The sequence below is a fragment of the Clostridioides sp. ES-S-0123-01 genome (genome assembly GCF_020658415.1).
Taxonomy (GTDB): Bacteria; Bacillota; Clostridia; order Peptostreptococcales; family Peptostreptococcaceae; genus Clostridioides.
On record NZ_JACVWD010000002.1, the window covers coordinates 417,546 to 436,436 of the forward strand.

At 29.3% G+C, this 18,891-nt stretch carries 15 protein-coding genes and 2 riboswitches; of the genes, 3 read left to right on the top strand and 12 right to left on the bottom strand.

Annotated features, from left to right (window positions below):
• Positions 1 to 1,914, top strand: coding sequence for a PTS sugar transporter subunit IIA (locus tag IC175_RS05380; protein WP_227851233.1), 1,914 nt, complete (start codon positions 1 to 3; stop codon positions 1,912 to 1,914).
• Positions 1,915 to 2,040: 126 nt separating this feature from the next.
• Here the strand turns inward: IC175_RS05380 and IC175_RS05385 are convergent, their stop codons facing one another.
• The 3 genes from IC175_RS05385 to IC175_RS05395 all read right to left on the bottom strand — a co-directional run bounded on the left by IC175_RS05385 (position 2,041) and on the right by IC175_RS05395 (position 5,688).
• Positions 2,041 to 3,201, bottom strand: a complete 1,161-nt coding sequence (locus IC175_RS05385; protein WP_227851234.1) for a glycerate kinase — start codon at positions 3,199 to 3,201, stop codon at positions 2,041 to 2,043.
• 266 nt (positions 3,202 to 3,467) lie between these two features.
• A complete protein-coding gene (locus IC175_RS05390; RefSeq protein ID WP_227851235.1) occupies positions 3,468 to 4,238 on the bottom strand; it encodes a ChbG/HpnK family deacetylase in 771 nt (256 codons plus the stop codon).
• 1 nt (position 4,239) lies between these two features.
• Positions 4,240 to 5,688, bottom strand: a complete 1,449-nt coding sequence (locus IC175_RS05395) for a PTS transporter subunit EIIC (RefSeq protein WP_227851236.1) — start codon at positions 5,686 to 5,688, stop codon at positions 4,240 to 4,242.
• 359 nt (positions 5,689 to 6,047) lie between these two features.
• Between IC175_RS05395 and IC175_RS05400 the strand changes: the two genes are divergently transcribed.
• Together IC175_RS05400 and IC175_RS05405 are read left to right on the top strand one after the other, a co-directional pair.
• A complete protein-coding gene (locus IC175_RS05400; protein WP_227851237.1) occupies positions 6,048 to 6,770 on the top strand; it encodes a GntR family transcriptional regulator in 723 nt (240 codons plus the stop codon).
• Between the two features lie 198 nt (positions 6,771 to 6,968).
• Complete coding sequence (locus IC175_RS05405; protein WP_227851238.1) at positions 6,969 to 8,636, top strand: alpha,alpha-phosphotrehalase; 1,668 nt, start codon at positions 6,969 to 6,971, stop codon at positions 8,634 to 8,636.
• 120 nt (positions 8,637 to 8,756) lie between these two features.
• On the opposite strand, the gene IC175_RS05410 is transcribed toward IC175_RS05405, so the two are convergent.
• From IC175_RS05410 to IC175_RS05450, 9 genes are all read right to left on the bottom strand, one after another.
• Positions 8,757 to 9,944, bottom strand: coding sequence for a M20 family metallopeptidase (locus tag IC175_RS05410; RefSeq protein ID WP_227851239.1), 1,188 nt, complete (start codon positions 9,942 to 9,944; stop codon positions 8,757 to 8,759).
• Positions 9,945 to 9,957: 13 nt separating this feature from the next.
• Entirely contained in the window at positions 9,958 to 11,349 is a 1,392-nt protein-coding gene (locus tag IC175_RS05415) for a YfcC family protein (protein WP_227433860.1), read from the bottom strand.
• Positions 11,350 to 11,497: 148 nt separating this feature from the next.
• Positions 11,498 to 11,677, bottom strand: a riboswitch (Lysine riboswitch).
• A 119-nt stretch (positions 11,678 to 11,796) separates the two neighbouring features.
• Complete coding sequence (locus tag IC175_RS05420; RefSeq protein WP_227851240.1) at positions 11,797 to 12,618, bottom strand: class I SAM-dependent methyltransferase; 822 nt, start codon at positions 12,616 to 12,618, stop codon at positions 11,797 to 11,799.
• Between the two features lie 107 nt (positions 12,619 to 12,725).
• Positions 12,726 to 13,490 carry an ATP-binding cassette domain-containing protein gene (locus IC175_RS05425; RefSeq protein WP_227835619.1) on the bottom strand — a complete coding sequence of 255 codons (765 nt, stop codon included), beginning with the start codon at positions 13,488 to 13,490 and terminating at the stop codon, positions 12,726 to 12,728.
• Positions 13,465 to 14,424 (bottom strand): ABC transporter ATP-binding protein, encoded by a 960-nt coding sequence (locus IC175_RS05430; RefSeq protein ID WP_227851241.1) that lies wholly within the window; start codon positions 14,422 to 14,424, stop codon positions 13,465 to 13,467. The genes IC175_RS05425 and IC175_RS05430 overlap by 26 nt, the downstream gene beginning before the upstream one ends.
• 14 nt (positions 14,425 to 14,438) lie before the next feature.
• Positions 14,439 to 15,275, bottom strand: a complete 837-nt coding sequence (locus IC175_RS05435) for an ABC transporter permease (RefSeq protein ID WP_227835156.1) — start codon at positions 15,273 to 15,275, stop codon at positions 14,439 to 14,441.
• Between the two features lies 1 nt (position 15,276).
• Positions 15,277 to 16,224: an ABC transporter permease gene (locus IC175_RS19590; RefSeq protein ID WP_227824403.1), complete on the bottom strand. Its 948-nt coding sequence runs from the start codon at positions 16,222 to 16,224 to the stop codon at positions 15,277 to 15,279.
• On the bottom strand, positions 16,224 to 17,804 hold the full coding sequence (locus IC175_RS05445) for an ABC transporter substrate-binding protein (RefSeq protein WP_227481949.1): 1,581 nt from the start codon (positions 17,802 to 17,804) through the stop codon (positions 16,224 to 16,226). Before IC175_RS05445 ends, IC175_RS19590 begins: the two co-directional genes overlap by 1 nt.
• A gap of 161 nt (positions 17,805 to 17,965) precedes the next feature.
• Positions 17,966 to 18,103, bottom strand: a riboswitch (cobalamin riboswitch).
• 88 nt (positions 18,104 to 18,191) lie between these two features.
• Positions 18,192 to 18,890 (bottom strand): methyltransferase, encoded by a 699-nt coding sequence (locus IC175_RS05450; RefSeq protein ID WP_227433853.1) that lies wholly within the window; start codon positions 18,888 to 18,890, stop codon positions 18,192 to 18,194.
• Position 18,891: the final 1 nt, after the last annotated feature.

The following is an 18,891-nucleotide window of genomic DNA, read 5'->3' on the forward strand; positions in this document are numbered from 1 at the left end:
ATGAAAACATCTAAAAAAGAGTTATTTTTAAATTTCATAAAAACGCAACATGATTGGATAGATTCATCTACAATAGCTAATTATCTTAACGTATCAACACGTTCAATTAGAAAATATGTAAATGAAATTAATTCTACTGGTGAAATTATATTGTCCTCTAAAAAAGGATATAAAGTAAATCTTAATAATAGTTGTCAAACTAAAATTGATAGTTCAAAAAATGCATCACCTGCTAATAGGTTAAATTTAATTTTAAAAGAACTTATCATTAACAGCAATGGAATTAATATATTTGATTTAAGTGAAGAATTATTTGTTAGCTCAGCAACCATTGAAGGTGATATAGTCAAAGCTAATAAATTTATAGAAAATTATAATTTAAAGATAAAACAATCAAGATTTTTACTAAAACTAGTTGGAGATGAGTCTTCAAAACGAAAATTAATGAGTTCTATAATATTTAAAGAGACAGGAAGTGACTTTTTAAGTTTATTTGATGTTCAAAAAATATATCAGGAATATAATCTAACTAAACTAAAGGAAAATGTAATACATATATTAAAAAAGTACAATTTATTTATAAATGAATATGCTATAAATAACATACTTCTTCATCTAATGATAACCATAGATAGAATAAAAAAGAATAACTATATAGAGTCAGGTGAAGTAGTAAACTACATAGACAATAATATAGATATAAATATAGCAAAAGATATATCGAACTTTTTAGAGTCTGAATACGATATAGCTTTAACTAGTGCAGAACTATACTACTTAGTATTTCAATTAACAAATAAAACCACAGTCTTAAACTACCATCAAATGGATACTAAATCATTATCTAATTATATAAATGAACATTTTGTTGATTTAACTAAAAAAATAATTAAAAATGTATATGATTTATATTTTATAGATTTATCTGATGATGAATTCGTTGTAAGATTCACTCTTCATGTAAAAAACTTAGTAAGTAGGGCTAATAATAATCAAGTTTTGAGAAATCAAATACCTCAAAAGTTAAAAGATTCCTATCCCCTAATATATGATATTTCTGTTTATATTTGTAATCAAATTCAAATTTTAGAAGATATAAAAATAGATGAAGATGAGATATCATATATATCTCTTCATGTAGGCTCATTTTTTGATAGGCAAAAACTACTAGAGGATAAAGTTCTCTGTGCATTAATTACTCCAAATTACTATGACTTACAACTCAAAATAGTGAGAGACCTTGAAAAGAGATTTAATGAATCTATAGAAGTTATTCAGATTTTTTCAGACACTCATAATCTAGACTTTGATAGCAAAGTAGATATGGTTATTACTACCTTACCAATTAGTGATAGATGTGCTCTACCTTTTGTCTATATAAATCCTTATCCAAACAGAAAAGATTATGACAATATTCAAAGTAAATTTATTCAAATTAAGGAGAGAAAAAATATACTTACTGTACAAAATCATTTAGAAATGTACTTCAGTGAGTCTTTATTTATGAAAAACATATATTTAGATAGTGCTAAAGATTATATAAGATTTATGGGAAATGTACTATATGAAAATAAATATGTTGAAACCAACTATATAGATGATGTTCTTATAAGAGAAAATATGTCCTCAACTGCGTTTAATAACAACGTAGCAATTCCTCATAGTATGAAAATGAATGCTTTAAAAACTGGAGTCTGTTTAATTGTAAACGATAAACCGGTTAAATGGGGAGAGGAAAAAGTTCAAATTATAGCCATGATACCTATAAACGAAAAAGAAAAAGAAAGATTTAATTACATATTTGAAAGTTTCATTGAGATACTATCTGAGTGGAGTAATGTAAAGGAACTTACTAAAGCAGATAGTTATAGTAGTTTTATGAATAGAATAGCTTATCTTATTCAAAATATCTAAAGTCATTAATTTATTCACAAAACATATTATTAAAATTATTAATGCAAAATAAATAAGCTGTCACACTCCTAAAAAAATCTAAATTTATATGTGACAGCTCTCTTTTTTACTAAATATATCTTATTTTTAATATGACTTATTGTTTGACTGCTGTATACTAGTTATAAGATTAAATATTTGTATTGTTGTAGCAGTCATATTATTACTTGCAGTTTCTTTATCCATTGCTTCTTCAATTGTCATAGCCCTATTTACTATAGAAAAATAAGCATCTATCCCTTCTTCATTACACTTAACTGCATCTTCTGTCGTTGCTCCTGCCAAACCTATTACCTTTACCCCATATTTTTTAGCCATCTTTGCAACTCCTATTGGTGCCTTACCCATAGCAGTTTGATTGTCTAATCTGCCCTCTCCAGTTATAACAAGGTCTACATATTTTATCTCATCTTCTAATTTGATTTCATCTAATATTATTTTTACTCCTGATTCTAATTTTGAATTTAAGAATGCTAAAAATGCAAATCCTAATCCACCTGCTGCTCCTACACCTTCTACATTAGATACATCTTTATTTAGGTTACTTTTAGCTACCTTGGAAAAATTTCTAAGTCCATTATCTAATTGTTCAACTATTTCTGGTGTTGCACCTTTTTGAGGTCCATATATGTACGCTGCTCCATTTTTTCCAAACAATGGGTTGTTTACATCACAAGCTATCTTGAAATTGCACTCATCTAATTCTTTTAATCTATTATCTACTTTTATATTTCTTATTTCATTTAAAACTTTTCCACCTAATCCTACTAATTCGTTGTTTTTATCATAAAACTCAAACCCTAAAGCTTGAAGCATACCTACCCCAGCATCATTAGTAGCACTTCCTCCTATTCCAACTATAAAGTTTCTATAGCCTTTGTTTATCGCTTCCTTTATTATTTCTCCAACACCGTAAGTTGTTGTATTTAAAGGATTTCTAAGTTCAGTTGGAACTAATGTTAGTCCTGATGCTTGAGCCATTTCTATTATCACTGTATTTGTACTTTTTAATAATCCATATGTCGCATTTACTTTTGTAATTATTGGTCCAGTGACTTCTATAGTTTCTTTTTTACCATTCATTCCTTGAACTAAAGCATCTACTGTCCCTTCCCCACCATCTGCAAGTGGCAATATCTTTATCTTTGAATCTTTTTTTACTTTTAATATTCCTTTTTTTATTGCATTTGCTGCCTCGATTGAAGATAAACTTCCTTTCAAGGAATCTATAGAAATTAATACTTTCATTTTTATCCACTCCTTATCCTTATATAACATAATGTTTTCATGCTTATTATATCTTTTATTATACATAAAAAATGTGCACTTCCAGTAAAAATGATAAATACATTATATTTATTATCCTTATTCTTTAAGAAAATACACATTTTATTTCAAGTATTAATTTTTAATCAATATCTTAGATAATCTATTTTTTAGGTTTAGTCATCAACCTGTTTTAAATAACATAGCTTCCAGATTTAATTATTATTATTCCTTAGGTAACACAGTTTTTAGATTTTATTGTCTGCCTTTATGAGCTTCCTAAAATCCACTAACTCAATATTATTTTTCTTTAACCAATCTCTGACATCTTTATCACATAGCATTGCATGTTCATATACTCGTTCTTGGACAAGAGAAGAAGATTTTATAAGATTATAATCTATAAATCCTGGATGAGTAACCATTAGTGTTATATCTCTATCTAAATTTATATATTTTTCTTCAAATAACTTAACAAAAGATTTATCTAACTTGTAAAAATCATTCTGAGTATATTTACTAGGCATACTAATATTTGAATCTAAATAATAAGGGCAACTTGGTATACCATATTCTTTTGCAGCTTTACACATTGCTGATATTGAGACACCTTCTTCTATTCCATGTATATCAATATATTCAGGCAATCTATTCATATACTCTTTATAGGTTTCAATTTGAGCGCAAACTTCTTCATATACTTCATCATAATTAAAAACCACTTTCTCCCTTAATAATTGCTCTCTTCTTATTTTACTAGAAACAAATTTTCCATCATTATCTAACAAACTCTTTATCTTAGTATTATCTTTACAACAAGGTTTTCCTATTACTATGTTAACATGTAAACCAAAACATATATCATCATTCTTTACCATTTCTATAGCCTGTCTTGAAAATGGCATATTCACCATTATTCCTGCACTTGTAACAATACCATTTTTATAAGAAGATATTATTCCAAGTGTAATACCTTCTGAATAACCTATATCATCTGCTCTAACTACTAATTTCTTCATTTTATGCTTCTGCCTGCTTTCTTAATTCATCAAGTTGCATTTCCATTTCATCTTTTACTTTAACAACATCAGTTCCTATTATTATTTGAACTGATGTATTACTCAATTTAATTATTCCTTTTACCCCTGTTTTTTTTATATTATCATCATTCAAAAGTGTTGCATCTTTAACTTCTAAACGCAATCTTGTCATACAGTTATTTAATGTCACTATGTTTTCATAACCGCCACAATTTTTAATTATCTGCTTAGACATATATGAAAAATTTCCATGAGAAAGTTTTAAATTTTTTTCTTCTTCACTAACTTTATCACCTACCTCTATCTCAACTTCACGTCCTGGTGTTTGTACATTGTCTTTTATTATTATGTATTTAAATGTTGCATAATATAATGCAAAGAATACAATTCCTACAGGTATAACTAGCCATGACTTATCTCCATAACTGAAACTCAGAACATAGTCAATTATACTTGCTCCATTAAATGAACCTAAACGAGCCCCTAGTAAATATAATATAACTCCGCCTAAACCAGAATAAAAAGAATGTATTATATACAATTTAGGTGATGCAAATAAAAATGAAAATTCTATAGGTTCAGTTACTGTCGCCATAAAAGAAGTCAATGCTCCAGCTGTCATTGCCCCTTTTACTTCTTGCTTATTTTTATCCTGTGCTGTTTTATATATAGCATAAGAAATAGCAGGTATTGAAAACATCATAATTATATAAAATCCTGTCCAGAAGAATCCTGCATTTGGGTCCCCTGCCATAAATCTAGGAATCTCACCTCTTATAACTTCTCCTGTTGATGTTGTATACTCACCCATTTCAAATAATATGTACGCATTTAAAACTTGATGTAATCCAGTTGGTATTAATGCACGGTTACAGAATAAAAATAAGAATATTCCTATCGCACCAGCTCCACCTAACCAAAAACCAAATTGATTCATTGCTGCCTGTGGGTATATCCATAATAAACTAAATACATATGATAAAACCAAAGCCACTATTGGTGCCAATGTAATTACACATTTTTCTCCTGCAAAGAAGCTTAAAAATGCAGGAACTTTGACTTTATATGTTCTATTATAAGTCCATGCTATAAAAGCTCCAACAATTATCCCACCAAATACACCTGCATTTAATGTCTCATTTAATAACTCTAAGTTTGACTTAAATATCATATATGCAACTACCGCTGCAACCATTACACTTGTCTTATCTTTAGACTTCGAGTAAGCACTTGCTGCCCCTAATAAAAATAAGTAGTCTACATTTGAAAATACTATATTAGATATATTAGATATAGCTGGAACATTAAGCATATTTGTCCCAAATAGTAATCCTAATATTCCTGCTGCTGGCATTACAGCAATCGGCACCAACATTGTCTTTCCTAAAAGTGACAACTGTTGCATCATTTTGTTTAAGAACCTCTTCATATCCAATCCCCTTTCAATTTAATAATCGTCATGAAAACGATTTATTTACTTTTGATATTTTAAATATTATATTTGTTTAAACAAATTGTCAATGTTTTTTATTTATTTTATTTTTGCTGCTTAACTTTATATCCAAACTCTTTTAGGTATATTGCTATGACTAGACTATTTTTTTAACTAATATTTTTTATCTGTAAAACATGTTTAATCATATATTTAAAATACTCCATATAAGTCTTTATTTTTTTCCTTCTTGTGGCCTATATTATTTCATTTTCACTATACATGTCTAAACACATTTGATATAATTTGTTCATATCAGTTCACCAATATTACTAAAAAAATTTAAGGAGGGGTATATGGCTAAAAATAAATTTTCAGAGATATATGAAGTCTTAAAAGAAGAGATACTTAATGGTAAATATACAAGTAATATGATGTTACCTACTGAACTTCAACTTATTGAAAGGTTTTCATGCAGTAGAAATACTGTACGCAGAGCAATTTCTCAATTAAATGCAGAAGGATATGTTCAAAGTATAAAAGGCAAAGGCGTTGTAGTATTAGAAAATAGTTATTCTAATGATTTTTTTCTAAATATGCATAATTTCAAGGGAGTAGAATCCATTGTAGAAGATAAAAAGGTCAATACAGCCACTAGCGTTCTTCACTTCGATAAAATCTTAATTGATGAGAAGTTATCCAAAAAGACAGGTTTCAAAGTTGGTAGTGAAGTATATCACCTTCATAGGCTACGATATATTGATAATATACCTAAAATACTAGACATTAATTACTTTTTATGTAGTGTAGTTAAAGACCTTGATGTTTCTATAGCACAAGGCTCTATTTACAGATATATAGAAGAGTGTCTAGGTACAAAAATCGTTTCATCCAGAAAGATATTTAAAATTGAAAAAGCTACTGAACTTGAGTTAAAGACACTCCCTCTAAATGATTATAATTGTGTGGGTGTTATTAGAAATAGTGTATATACTGATGATGGAAAGCTTTTTGAATATACAGAATCAAAACACACACCTGAAACATTCGTCTTCATGGATGTCACTCAAAGATATTAAAAGAATTATGTTTAATTAAACATAGTTCTTTTTTACGTTTAACTACTCTATACTCCACTAACCTCACTATTTAGTATATAATTATATGTTTATACAAATATATTATTTTTTTATATTTTAGCTACTATTCTACTTTATTACTTGACAATTTGTTTAAACATATTATAATTAACTTATAAATTACAGGAGGTATTAAGTATGAAAAACTGGTGGAAAAAAGCAACTGTTTATCAAATATATCCAAAAAGTTTCAAAGATAGCAACAATGATGGTATAGGTGACATAAACGGTATTATAGAAAAATTAGATTATCTTTCTTCTTTAGGCGTTGATTTATTATGGTTGACTCCTATGTATGTTTCTCCTCAAAGAGATAATGGATATGATATAGAAGATTATTATAATATAGACCCACAATATGGCACAATAAGTGACTTTGAAAAGCTATTAAAAGAAGCTCATAAGAGAGACATAAAAATAATGATGGATATGGTTTTAAACCATACATCTACTGAACATAAGTGGTTCAAAGAATCTAAAAAAAGTAAAGACAATCCATACCGTGACTATTACTTTTGGAAGGATGCTAAACCTGATGGTTCTGTACCTAATAACTGGATATCTAGATTTAGTGGAACTGCTTGGAAGTACGATGAGACTACAAATCAATACTACTTACATTTATTTGAGGAAACTCAAGCTGATTTAAATTGGGAAAATGAGAAAGTCCGTGAAGAATGTTATAAAATATTAGAATTCTGGGCTGATAAAGGTATTGATGGCTTTCGTTTAGATGTAGTTAACTTGTTATCTAAAACACCTGGACTGCCTGATGACCCTATAACAGGTCCAAAAGGAGATGGGAGAACTCACTATGCTGATGGCCCTTGTATACATGAATATTTACATAGTATGAATCAAAAAGTTTTCAAACCTAAAAACATAGTTACTGTAGGTGAAATGTCATCTACTACTCCTGAAGAGTGTATTAATTATACTAAAGAAAATCGAGAAGAATTATCTATGGTTTTTAGCTTCCATCATATGAAAACAGACTATAAAGATGGAGCAAAGTGGACTAATGAAACATTCTCCTTAGATAAATTAAAAAAAGCACAATCTGACTTTCAATATAAAATGTATGAAGGAAAAGGTTGGAATGCCCTATTCTACTCTAATCATGACCAACCTAGAGCTTTATCAAGATTTGGAAATGATAGATTCTTCCGCCAAGAAAGTGCTAAAATGTTAGCTATAACACTATTTGGTTTGCAAGGTACTACTTACATATATCAAGGTGAAGAGATAGGAATGACAAATGCTTATTTCACTAAAATAGGTGATTATGATGATGCCGAAAGTAAGAATGCATACTATGACATGATTAAATCTGGTATTGATGAAAAAGAGGCTCTGATTATACTTCAACAAAAATCTAGAGATAATGCCCGTACTCCTATGCAATGGGATAATACAATTTATAAAGGATTTTCTAATCATAAACCATGGTTAAAAGTTAATAATGACCATATTAGTCTAGAAAATGAGCTTAAGGATTCTCGTTCAATATTTTACACTTATCAAAGATTAATAAGATATCGTAAGCAATATGATATTTTTACAGAAGGCACTTATAGGTTATTAGATGAAAATCATAAAAATTTATTTGTTTATGAAAGAGAATATGAAAATCAAAGCCTTCTTATTATAAGTAATTTTACTCATGATAACATATTGTATAAATTACCTGAAACTTATTTGAATAAATCAAACTACACAATACTTGAAACCAATTATACTAGAAATGTAATTGAAAATGATATGGAAATAAAACCTTATGAAAGTATAATGATATATTATAAATAAAATTATATTAAGTCTATTTTTAATATATTAATTCTAGTTTATATTTTAATACAAACATCTTAATAAAAAAGGTATTACCACTTTTTTGGTAATACCTCTTTATCTTATTTTCAATTTAAGTTAATTCAAATGATTTTTCTTAATCTCATCAAGTAGCCCATCTTCTAGGTAAATTTCTAATGCACATCCTACCATTGCCTTTACTGCTTTGTGAAGTTTATCATAAGCTTCCTCAGAATTTGCATAATTTAAAAACTCTTTTTCATGAACATATACCATTGGATTTATGTCTAGAGCTATTTCCGTATACATAGTAGGACAAACTTGGCTTACGTTTCCTATGTCTGTAGAACCTACTGGACCTTCTTTTCCTTCTAATATATCTGTTATACCTGCCTCAATTAGATTATTCTTTGTTATATTCTGAAGCACCTTATTATTTATTATATTGTCAAAAGAATTTTCAAAGTATCTATAAGAAAGTTTAGCTCCTGTCATTAACTCTGCACCTTTTGCACAGTTTATAACCTTTTTAGTTACTTCATCTAAATAACTTCTTTCAGCAGCTCTTACGAAAAATTCACAGGCAGCTTTTTCTGGAACTATGTTTGGAGCTTCTCCTCCATTTGAAACTATCCCATGTATTCTAACATCTGATTTTACATGCTGTCTTAGTGCATTTATTCCTGCAAAAGTAAGTTGTACTGCATCTAATGCATTAACACCCATATGAGGATGGCTAGCTGCATGTGCTGATACCCCTTCAAAACTAAACTCTATTGAATCTATTGCCAAAGCCTTGCAGTTTATGTTATTAAAAGCTTCTATATGCATCTGATAACTTACATCAATATCATCAAAAGCTCCTGCCTTAACTAAATCACACTTTCCTCCTGTTGTTTCTTCAGCTGGTGTTCCTATTAGTACAATTTTTCCTTTTAAATTTTCTTTTAACTTACTTAGCACTATACAAGCTCCTAATGTAGATGCAGCAATCCAGTTATGTCCACAAGCATGACCTGGTTCTTTATTTTCTCCATATCCAGGCAATGCGTCATACTCAGCTAAAAATGCTATAGTTGGACCATCATTATCCCCTAGTTCTGCTCTAAAAGCAGTATCCATATTACAATATGGATAAGTTGTATCAAATCCATATTCCTTCATTTTATCTACCAAGTACTTTGATGATATATATTCTTCTTCTCCTAGTTCTGGATTGTTAAATATAAAATCACATACTTCTTCAATTTCTTTTCCCAGTTCATTCTCTATCTCATAAGCTCTTTTCTTTATACTTTCAATCATAATATACCTCCTATTAGAATCCAACAAATAATCCTATTGTTAAAAACACCATTACAGTAATTGTTAATACTACCATTAAAGGCATTACAAATCTAACCCACTTTGACCAAGGAATATTAGCTACTGCTAGTGCTCCCATTAAAACACCTGATGTAGGTGTTATTAAGTTAGTTACACCTATACCAAATTGATAAGCTGTAACTATCATTTGTCTAGATACATCTACTAAATCTCCAAGTGGAGCAAGTACAGGTATTGTAAGTGATGCAAGTCCTGATGCAGATGGTATAAAAAATGCTATTAAACCTTCTATTAAGAAAGTTAAATTTATAAATATAGTCTTTGGAAGTCCATTTAATAAATTTGCGGCAGAATTTAAAATTGTATCTATTATAAATCCATTTTCTGCTATTATTACTATTCCACGTGCAAATGCTATACATAGCCCTGCTGTCATTAAATCTCCTGCTCCACTTATAAATGAATTAACTATGTCATCTTGTTTAAGCCCTGATGCTATTCCTGATATTATACCTATAGCTGTAAATATCATTGCAATTTCAGTTATGTACCATCCTAGCTTTAAAACTCCATATATCATAATTGCCATACCTATTGTGAAAATTGCTATTACCATAGCTTCTCTTTTTGTAAATTCTTTTATGTTTGTATCAGTATTAGCCATTGATTCTTGATTCAATGATATACCATGTACTAAAGACTTCTTAGGGTCTTTTTTAACTTTATTGGCATACATCATAACAAATCCTATAGATATAGCCATATATATTATAAACATAACAACTCTCAACTCTATCCCAGAACCTGGTGTTATTTGTGACAATGCTTGTGCTATTCCTACAGAGAAAGGATTAGTAGTAGCTGCTCCAAATCCAGCTGTTGCTCCTATAAATACTGTAGCCACTGCTGTTAATGAATCATATCCCATACTGGTCATGAGTGGAATAAATATCATATAAAAAGGTAGTGTTTCTTCACTCATTCCAAATGTTGTTCCACCTAATCCAAATAGAATCATTGATATAGGTATTATTAAGAATTGGAATCTCTTCATTTTATTTACAGTATGAGCTATAACAGCTTCTATAGCTCCTGTTTTGTTAACTATTCCAAAAGCTCCTCCAACTATCAAAACAAATCCAACTACTTCAGCTGCATCTATAAATCCATTTATAGGTGCTGTAAATACATCAGTAATTCCTTGTGGATTTGATGCTGCTTTTTCATAAGTTCCAGCTACAACAACCGACCTTCCATCTATATCTACCCTTTCAAAATTTCCACTTGGTACTATCCAAGTAAGAACTGCCATTACTACTATTAGTAAAAATATTATAGTAAGTGTCTGTGGCATAGTAAACTTTTTCTTTTTTAAACTGCTCATTTTTAATCTCCCCCACTTTTAAAATTAAAATATTTTATTATTGCTTCCCTTTTCTATCCTATTTTATATAGATGTAAAAAAGCTCAACATGGATACATGTTGAGCTGAATGCGCTAAATACAATATACCTACATCTTCCCTTTATCTTAGTTAAGATAGCTCTCCATCAAAATTCGGGATAATTTTGATGACAGTACTGTACTTATTAAATACAGCCCCAGCACTAGATTTGGACACTAGCACTTCGGCACTTACTCCTTTTATATTGCTTCATTGGCTTCCGACCTCTTCAATATTAATCTTAGTAAATGCGACCTCTACCTCAATCTTTTTATTAGATGAGGTAATTCTTATTAAATTTTATTTATTCTAAATAATTGTAGCATAATATGTCGAGATTGTAAATATTTTCAGAAGAGTTTCTATGCTTCGATAATATTAACAAATCTAGCTTATACTATTCCAGTATATAATTACAACTTTAGTTTTATGTTTAAAAATATATTTGTTTTCTCTTTTTTCTATTATCTTATCTATATACTTATCCAACATATCGCTAAAGTTAATCTTTTTATTTAATTCTGTTTCCATTTTAAAAAGTATATCCTCTACACTATCGAATTCAATTTCATTTTCTACATCAATAAACTTTATATCTGCACATATATTTAAAGAATGTAGTATATTTGGAATGTATATATAATCTGGACAAGTTCTATCTTTATCACCTAAATCCATATACAAATCATTAAATAGTGGTTTTTGAATAGTTCTCACTATAATCACTTTTTCTTTAGCTAGCTTATCCATCTTACTCAAAGCATCTTTAATATCCCAAATTCGATAAAGAGAATTCACAGATAAAATATAATCACTATGCCCAACATTAATCTCTTCCCATTTTCCTTGTATTGTATCTATATTAGTTATATTATGTTCCATAGCCTTTCCTTCAAGCACATTAAGCATATCTATTGAAAAATCATTAGCAATTATACCTTTACATTTCTTAGAAAGTGGAATAGTAAATTTTCCGGTACCTGCACCAATTTCTATAAGATTTTTTCCTTCATCTATTAACTTATCTACAAAATTAAATACTTCTTTTGAATAATCATAAAGCGTTGGCTTATCATCATATTTATGAGATAATTTTTTAAAAAACTTTCTTTCCGCTTCATCATCAAAAGCTCTTTCTCTTGCATATCCTTCTTTACTTTCAACATACTCATGCCATTTTTTCTCAAAATCTATATCTTTATAGTACATAATTACTCTTCCTTTCTAAAAATATTAGGGCGAGATTTGTAATTTTCTATACTCAAAAAACTACTCTTACTAATGTAATGATTGATTAAACAATTGATTACTATATTTTAAAAATTAGTGAAATTCTCAACAAGCTCTTTGGTATAAGCATGCTTTGCACTTTTATACAATTCCTTAGCATCTATAATTTCAACTATCTTGCCATTTAACATGACTGCAACCTCATCACTAACTTCTTTTACTAAGTCTATATCATGAGATATAAATAAATAGGTTATATTAAACTGTTTTTGAGCTTTCTTCAAAACCTGTATAACTTGAGCTTGCACAGATACATCTAGCATTGATGTAGGCTCATCTAATATCATAAATTTAGGATTTAATAAAAGCACTCTAGCTAAAGCAACTCTTTGTATTTGTCCTCCACTTACTTGATGTGGATATCTATTTAAAATTTCCTCACTAAGCCCAACAAAACTTAAATATTCCATTATGTATTCTCTTGCTTTATTCTTTTCGTAGAGTTTATGAATTTTTAATGGTTCCACAAGGCTGCCATATATAGTTTTTTTAGGGCTTAGGGCAGAATCTGGATGTTGAAATATTATCTGCATCTCTTTTCTTAAATCCCTCATTTGAGAAAAATCATAATTACTGATATCTCTACCATTAAAATAAATTTTACCTCTGTCACATTTAATAAGTCTTAAAATAAGCCTTGATAAAGTTGATTTTCCGCATCCACTTTCTCCTACAAGACCTAAGGTTTTTCCCTCTTTGATTTCAAAAGATACATCATCTACCGCCTTAACTATCTTTTTATTGATTATTCCGCTTTTAAACTCCTTATAAAGGTTGCAAACTCTTATCATAAAGAAAACACCTCACTTTTGAACCATTAACATCAAATAGTCTTGGTTCATAATCAATACATGTTTTTTTTGCAACCTTGCATCTCGGAGAAAATCTACATCCTTTTGGTAAGTTTGTTAGACTTGGCACTATCCCTTCAATGGGTATTAATTTTTTATTTGGCTGTGAATCAATTAAACCTCTCGTATAAGGATGTAGTGGATTATTAAAGATACTATTTTTTGTACCCTCTTCTATGATTTTACCTGCATACATAACTACAACTTCATCACAAAGCTTTTTAGCTAGCATTAAATCATGAGTTATAAGTATCATGCTAACACCCATATTACTTCTTAAATCATAAAATACTTCATATACTTGCTTTCTTATTATTGCATCTAACCCTTTAGTTGGTTCATCTGCAATTACCCAGTTAGGTTTTAGTGCTGTCCCTATAGCTGCTAACGCTCTTTGACTCATACCTCCACTTAACTGAAATCCATACGAATTATAAACCAACTCACTATTTGAGAAAAAAAATTTTTTTAATATCTCCAAACTTTTACTCTTACAAGAATTCTTTTTTTCTTTTCCATGATAATAAAAAAGTTCATTCATATGACTTCCTATTTTCAATATTGGATTAAAAGAACTTGATGGATTTTGGGGTATTAACGCTATTTTTTTCCCTCTGATTTCTCTAATTTCATTTTCTTTAATTTTTAGTAAATCTTTTTCTTCATATAAGACACTGCCTGAAACAGTTGAGTTATTAGATACAAGGTTCAAAATCCCTAGTCCTAGTACCGATTTTCCACTTCCAGTTTCTCCAATAATTCCTGTAATTTTACCACTTTGAAAGGTTCTAGATATTCCATCTACAGCTCTTACTTTTCCTTCCTTAGTATTAAAATGAATTTTTAAATCTTTTATACTTATATCTCTATTCATAGTTTTTATTCCTTCTAAAGATATTGGCTTAAAGTGTTGCTTTTTTCATCAAACATATCCCTTAGTGCATCTCCAATTAAATTTATACTGCAACACAATAATAATATACTAAACCCAGGTGCTAATAATAGATTTGGATAGCTTCTAAAATGAGTCTTAGCATCATTTATCATAACACCCCAATCTGCTTGTGGGGGTTGTATTCCTAGACCTAAAAAACTTAACGATGCCATAGAAAGTACACTTTTTCCTACCCTTATTGCAAATAGTACTATAAAAGGAGCAAATATATTTGGAATTATATAGTGCAAAATTATATAAATATGACTAGCCCCTAGTGCTCTTGCACCTTCAACATATTTTTCTTCTTTTACCTTTAATACCTCTCCTCTAACTATTCTTGAAAAACCAGCCCAAGAAGTGAATACTATTGCAATTAATAAACTTTTTATACCTGGCCCAAGAACTCCAGCAAGAGCAATCATAAAGCTAAGACTTGGAAGACCTTGAAATATATTTACAATTGACTGTATTATCGTATCTACTATCCCACCACAATATCCTGCTATTATACCCACAAAACTACCAAATAGCATTGTTAATAAGGTTGCTAAAAAAGCTAAAGATATTGATACTCTGGCTCCATATAATATCCTACTTAGAATGTCTCTGCCTAGAGTATCTGTACCAAGTATATGTTCTCTAGAAATTCCCATTAATCTATCATCCATTTGTACTTTATTAGGGTCATATGGAGCTAACTCTGGTGCAAATATTGCAACAAGTATCATAATTATTAGCACTAAAAAAGCTAGTTTATGTATAAATAACATTTCTTTAAATTTATTCATCTCATTTACCTCCCACCCTCATTTTAGGATTAAGAAATAGGTAACATATGTCTACAATTAAATTAAACACTATAAATATAATTCCTGTAAATAGCACATATCCTTGTACCACTGGATAATCTCTACTCATTATTCCTTGTATTACATAACTTCCCATACCTGGAATACTAAAAATAACCTCAACCACTGTGGAGCCTCCTAAAATAGCACCAAAATAGTTTCCCAGAACTGTTACAATGGGCATTAATGAATTTAAAAAAGCATACTTAAAAATAACTATTTTATTTGACAGACCCTTAGCTTTTGCCACTGTTATATAGTTTTGTCCTATACTTTCTATTAAAGTTGCTCTATTTAACCTTGCTACAGTTCCTATAGTCCCAGCTGCTAAAACAAATCCAGGCATTATTAAATGTTTAATCGTACCATACCCACTCGTAGGTAGCCATCTAAGATTCTCACAAAATATACTTAACATAATAATAGCTAACCAAAACCCTGGAATAGATATCATAAGTAAAGATACAAAAGTGCCAATCTTATCTATCGCTGAATCCTTTTTTAAAGCCATGATTATAGCTAATGGTATAGATAACACTATAACAAAAAACATAGCCATTAAAGATAAAGAGAAGGTTATTGGTAACCTTCTTAATATCTCTTCTGTAATAGATGTCTTTTTGATATAGGAAAGTCCTAAATCTCCAGTCATAGCTTTTTTAGTCCAATTAATATACTGAACTATAATATTATCATTTAACCCTAACTCTTCTCTAACTCTTTCTATTTCTTCATCTGTAGGAGCAGAAATACCATCCATGCTTAAATATTCAACTGCTGGGTCACCAGGTGCTATAACCCCTAATATAAATCCTAGAAAAGTTATTCCTATCAAAATAGGGATAGTCATCAATATCCTTCTAATTAAATATTTAAATGGTGTTTTCACTACTTACTCCACTCCATATTTGCTAATGTAGTCCCATATAATGTAGGTTTGTATCCAGTTATTTTTTTATTATAGGCAATTAAGTTAACATCTTCAAATAATGGTATAGCTGATGGGTGTTCTGCTGATATATCTTGAAGCTCATCATATATTTTACTTCTTTTATCTAAATCCATTGTTTTTTCTAATTGACCTATTAATTCATCTGCTCTTTCATTTTTATAGCCCAATGAATAAGCTATATTACTTGACCCTGTGCTTCTCATATAACTATCAAATATAGAAAATGGTTCTGCATTTGGAAGCCCTTGAGTGTGAAGTGCTATGTCATAATTTCCTGTTTTTTGTGCTTCCTTAAAAGCAGCACCATCAAGTATAGTTATTTTAGAGTTTAATCCAACTTCACTTAATACAGATTGTATATACTCTGCTACAGTTTTGTATGGATAACGGTCTACACCATAAGATGGTATTATAAACTCTAACTCTTTTGTTTCCCCTTTTAACTCATTCTTTATAATTTTTTTTGCTTTTTCTGCATCATAAACAGGTTTAATTTCCTTAGCAAAAGGTGAACCTTGGTTCAATATATTCATAGTCGGAGTTCCATATCCTCCATAAAATTTATTTACTATAGTTTCTCTATCCACCAACAAGCTTAGTGCTTCTTTTATCTTAACATTATTAAATGGTGCCCTAGTACCGTTTGTAGATACAAATTGAGTTATTGTTGATGGAGATGTTTTAATCTCAAAGTTTTCATCCTTTATTAGCTCACTAGCTAACTCTGGAGTAATAGCCCCTAAATCCATAACACCCATAATTTCCTCTGATTTAAGTGCTGTGTAACGAGTTTGTGCATCTTTAATTACATTTACTCTTACATTTTTAACTTTACTTTTATCTCCATAATAGTCTTGATTTCTCTCTAACAAAACAAATTGTTCTTTTTCTCGTTCTTTTATCTTAAATGGACCAGTTCCTTGTGCATACTTAGTAAAGTCTCCAGTTTTTACATCAAAACACTCTGGACTATACATAGCACTTCCAAATCTAGCCATGTTGTATATTAAAGTTGATATTGGTTTACTGAAAGTAAGTTTAACTTCATAGTCAGAAACTTTATCCACACTTTGTAAATTAGGATATGTCTTTTCTATATCAAACGAATAAAAAGGTGAAGATTTCGTTTTCATATTCATATAACGTTCAAAATTTTTTACTACTGAATCTGCATTCAAATCTACACCATCATGGAATTTTACACCCTTCTTTATTGTAAATGTCCATTCTTTATAATCACCTGAATTTGACCATTTTTCTGCAAGTTCTGCCTTTGGTTTTCCATCATCACCCAACCCTATTAACGGTTCCCAAACATAGAGTATAGAACTTGTGTAATAAGCATCTTGTTCACCTGGTGCCAAATCTCTAGCTGCTGCTAAAACTACTTCCTTTTCATTATTCATCTTACTAACATCATTATTTTCCTCTGGTTTACTACACCCTGTTATCAATGATAACATCAGCATAATTGCTAAAATTATACTACTCAGCTTCCCTTTTGAAATCTTCCTCATAATACATTTCCCCCTTATTTAGAAATATGAGCATAAAAAAAGTTATAGCAAATAATGCTATAACATCCCATTTTAATATGTATACTTTAAATTCTAAATTCCATATACAAGACAATAAATCTAGTTGCTCCCCCCTAAATTTATTTACTAATATTTAATGTAGGTATCTGACTTACATTTCATTTTCTCAGCCTTTCTAAATAACATCTGTTGGCTATGCAGAATTTATCCATGCTTACAGTGATGGGTTCGTGTTGGATTTTCACCAACTTCCCTACTCTTTAAATACGTTTATTCAATTCTTAGTTTAATTGTATGCAATCTTATATAAATTGTCAACTTAAATCAAAATATAGCACTATATGCAAAATTAAAATTTACAATTATCTATCTATTAAAGTCTATTATAAAAACAGATATATTTTTTTCATATGGAAGGTAATAAGCTACTTTATCTCCTTTAACTATATTTTTCATAATATGATTGTATATAGTTTCATACTCTCCGCCTTCATCATAAGACTTAGCATACCTAACTATGTCATCTTCACAAGTAAATGTCTGTCCAAATTCAAGACTTAATGGTATTAATTCATATCTAAGTTTCTTTTCATCTAATAATACTTTTAAATTTTTTGAACTATGTCTTTCCACCACATCCATTCTTTTCTTAGATACTGGAATATGAGTTTTGGACTTATCATTAACAATTGCAATTAATCTATCACAATGCCCAGTAAAAAATTCTATATTCTCATATGAAAAAAAAGAAATTAGTATAGTATCAAATTTTGTATTTATATCTTTAAAATCTTTTACCATACATCTAATATTGCTTATATTATTGTCTTTTATTGATTTTTCTAAATAATTTATAGCATTTTGGTTTATATCAATACAAGTTATATCTTTCAGTTCTTTGCTTAAATACATATCTATTAAACCTAATCCACAACCTACATCACAAAAAGTTTGGCTATCTTTGATGTACGGAATTATTTCTTTAGCTAATATCTTGTGAAAACCAGTATATTCACTTGCATCAACAAAAGATTTTATTGTAGTATCATTCCAATTCATTCTCATA

What these genes read in the sequence shown, in the direction of transcription:
- IC175_RS05380 (WP_227851233.1), top strand. Translation starts at nt 1, where the DNA reads ATGAAAACATCTAAAAAAGAGTTATTTTTAAATTTCATAAAAACGCAA.
- IC175_RS05385 (WP_227851234.1), bottom strand. Translation starts at nt 3,201, where the DNA reads ATGAAAGTATTAATTTCTATAGATTCCTTGAAAGGAAGTTTATCTTCA.
- IC175_RS05390 (WP_227851235.1), bottom strand. Translation starts at nt 4,238, where the DNA reads ATGAAGAAATTAGTAGTTAGAGCAGATGATATAGGTTATTCAGAAGGT.
- IC175_RS05395 (WP_227851236.1), bottom strand. Translation starts at nt 5,688, where the DNA reads ATGAAGAGGTTCTTAAACAAAATGATGCAACAGTTGTCACTTTTAGGA.
- IC175_RS05400 (WP_227851237.1), top strand. Translation starts at nt 6,048, where the DNA reads ATGGCTAAAAATAAATTTTCAGAGATATATGAAGTCTTAAAAGAAGAG.
- IC175_RS05405 (WP_227851238.1), top strand. Translation starts at nt 6,969, where the DNA reads ATGAAAAACTGGTGGAAAAAAGCAACTGTTTATCAAATATATCCAAAA.
- IC175_RS05410 (WP_227851239.1), bottom strand. Translation starts at nt 9,944, where the DNA reads ATGATTGAAAGTATAAAGAAAAGAGCTTATGAGATAGAGAATGAACTG.
- IC175_RS05415 (WP_227433860.1), bottom strand. Translation starts at nt 11,349, where the DNA reads ATGAGCAGTTTAAAAAAGAAAAAGTTTACTATGCCACAGACACTTACT.
- IC175_RS05420 (WP_227851240.1), bottom strand. Translation starts at nt 12,618, where the DNA reads ATGTACTATAAAGATATAGATTTTGAGAAAAAATGGCATGAGTATGTT.
- IC175_RS05425 (WP_227835619.1), bottom strand. Translation starts at nt 13,490, where the DNA reads ATGATAAGAGTTTGCAACCTTTATAAGGAGTTTAAAAGCGGAATAATC.
- IC175_RS05430 (WP_227851241.1), bottom strand. Translation starts at nt 14,424, where the DNA reads ATGAATAGAGATATAAGTATAAAAGATTTAAAAATTCATTTTAATACT.
- IC175_RS05435 (WP_227835156.1), bottom strand. Translation starts at nt 15,275, where the DNA reads ATGAATAAATTTAAAGAAATGTTATTTATACATAAACTAGCTTTTTTA.
- IC175_RS05445 (WP_227481949.1), bottom strand. Translation starts at nt 17,804, where the DNA reads ATGAGGAAGATTTCAAAAGGGAAGCTGAGTAGTATAATTTTAGCAATT.
- IC175_RS05450 (WP_227433853.1), bottom strand. Translation starts at nt 18,890, where the DNA reads ATGAGAATGAATTGGAATGATACTACAATAAAATCTTTTGTTGATGCA.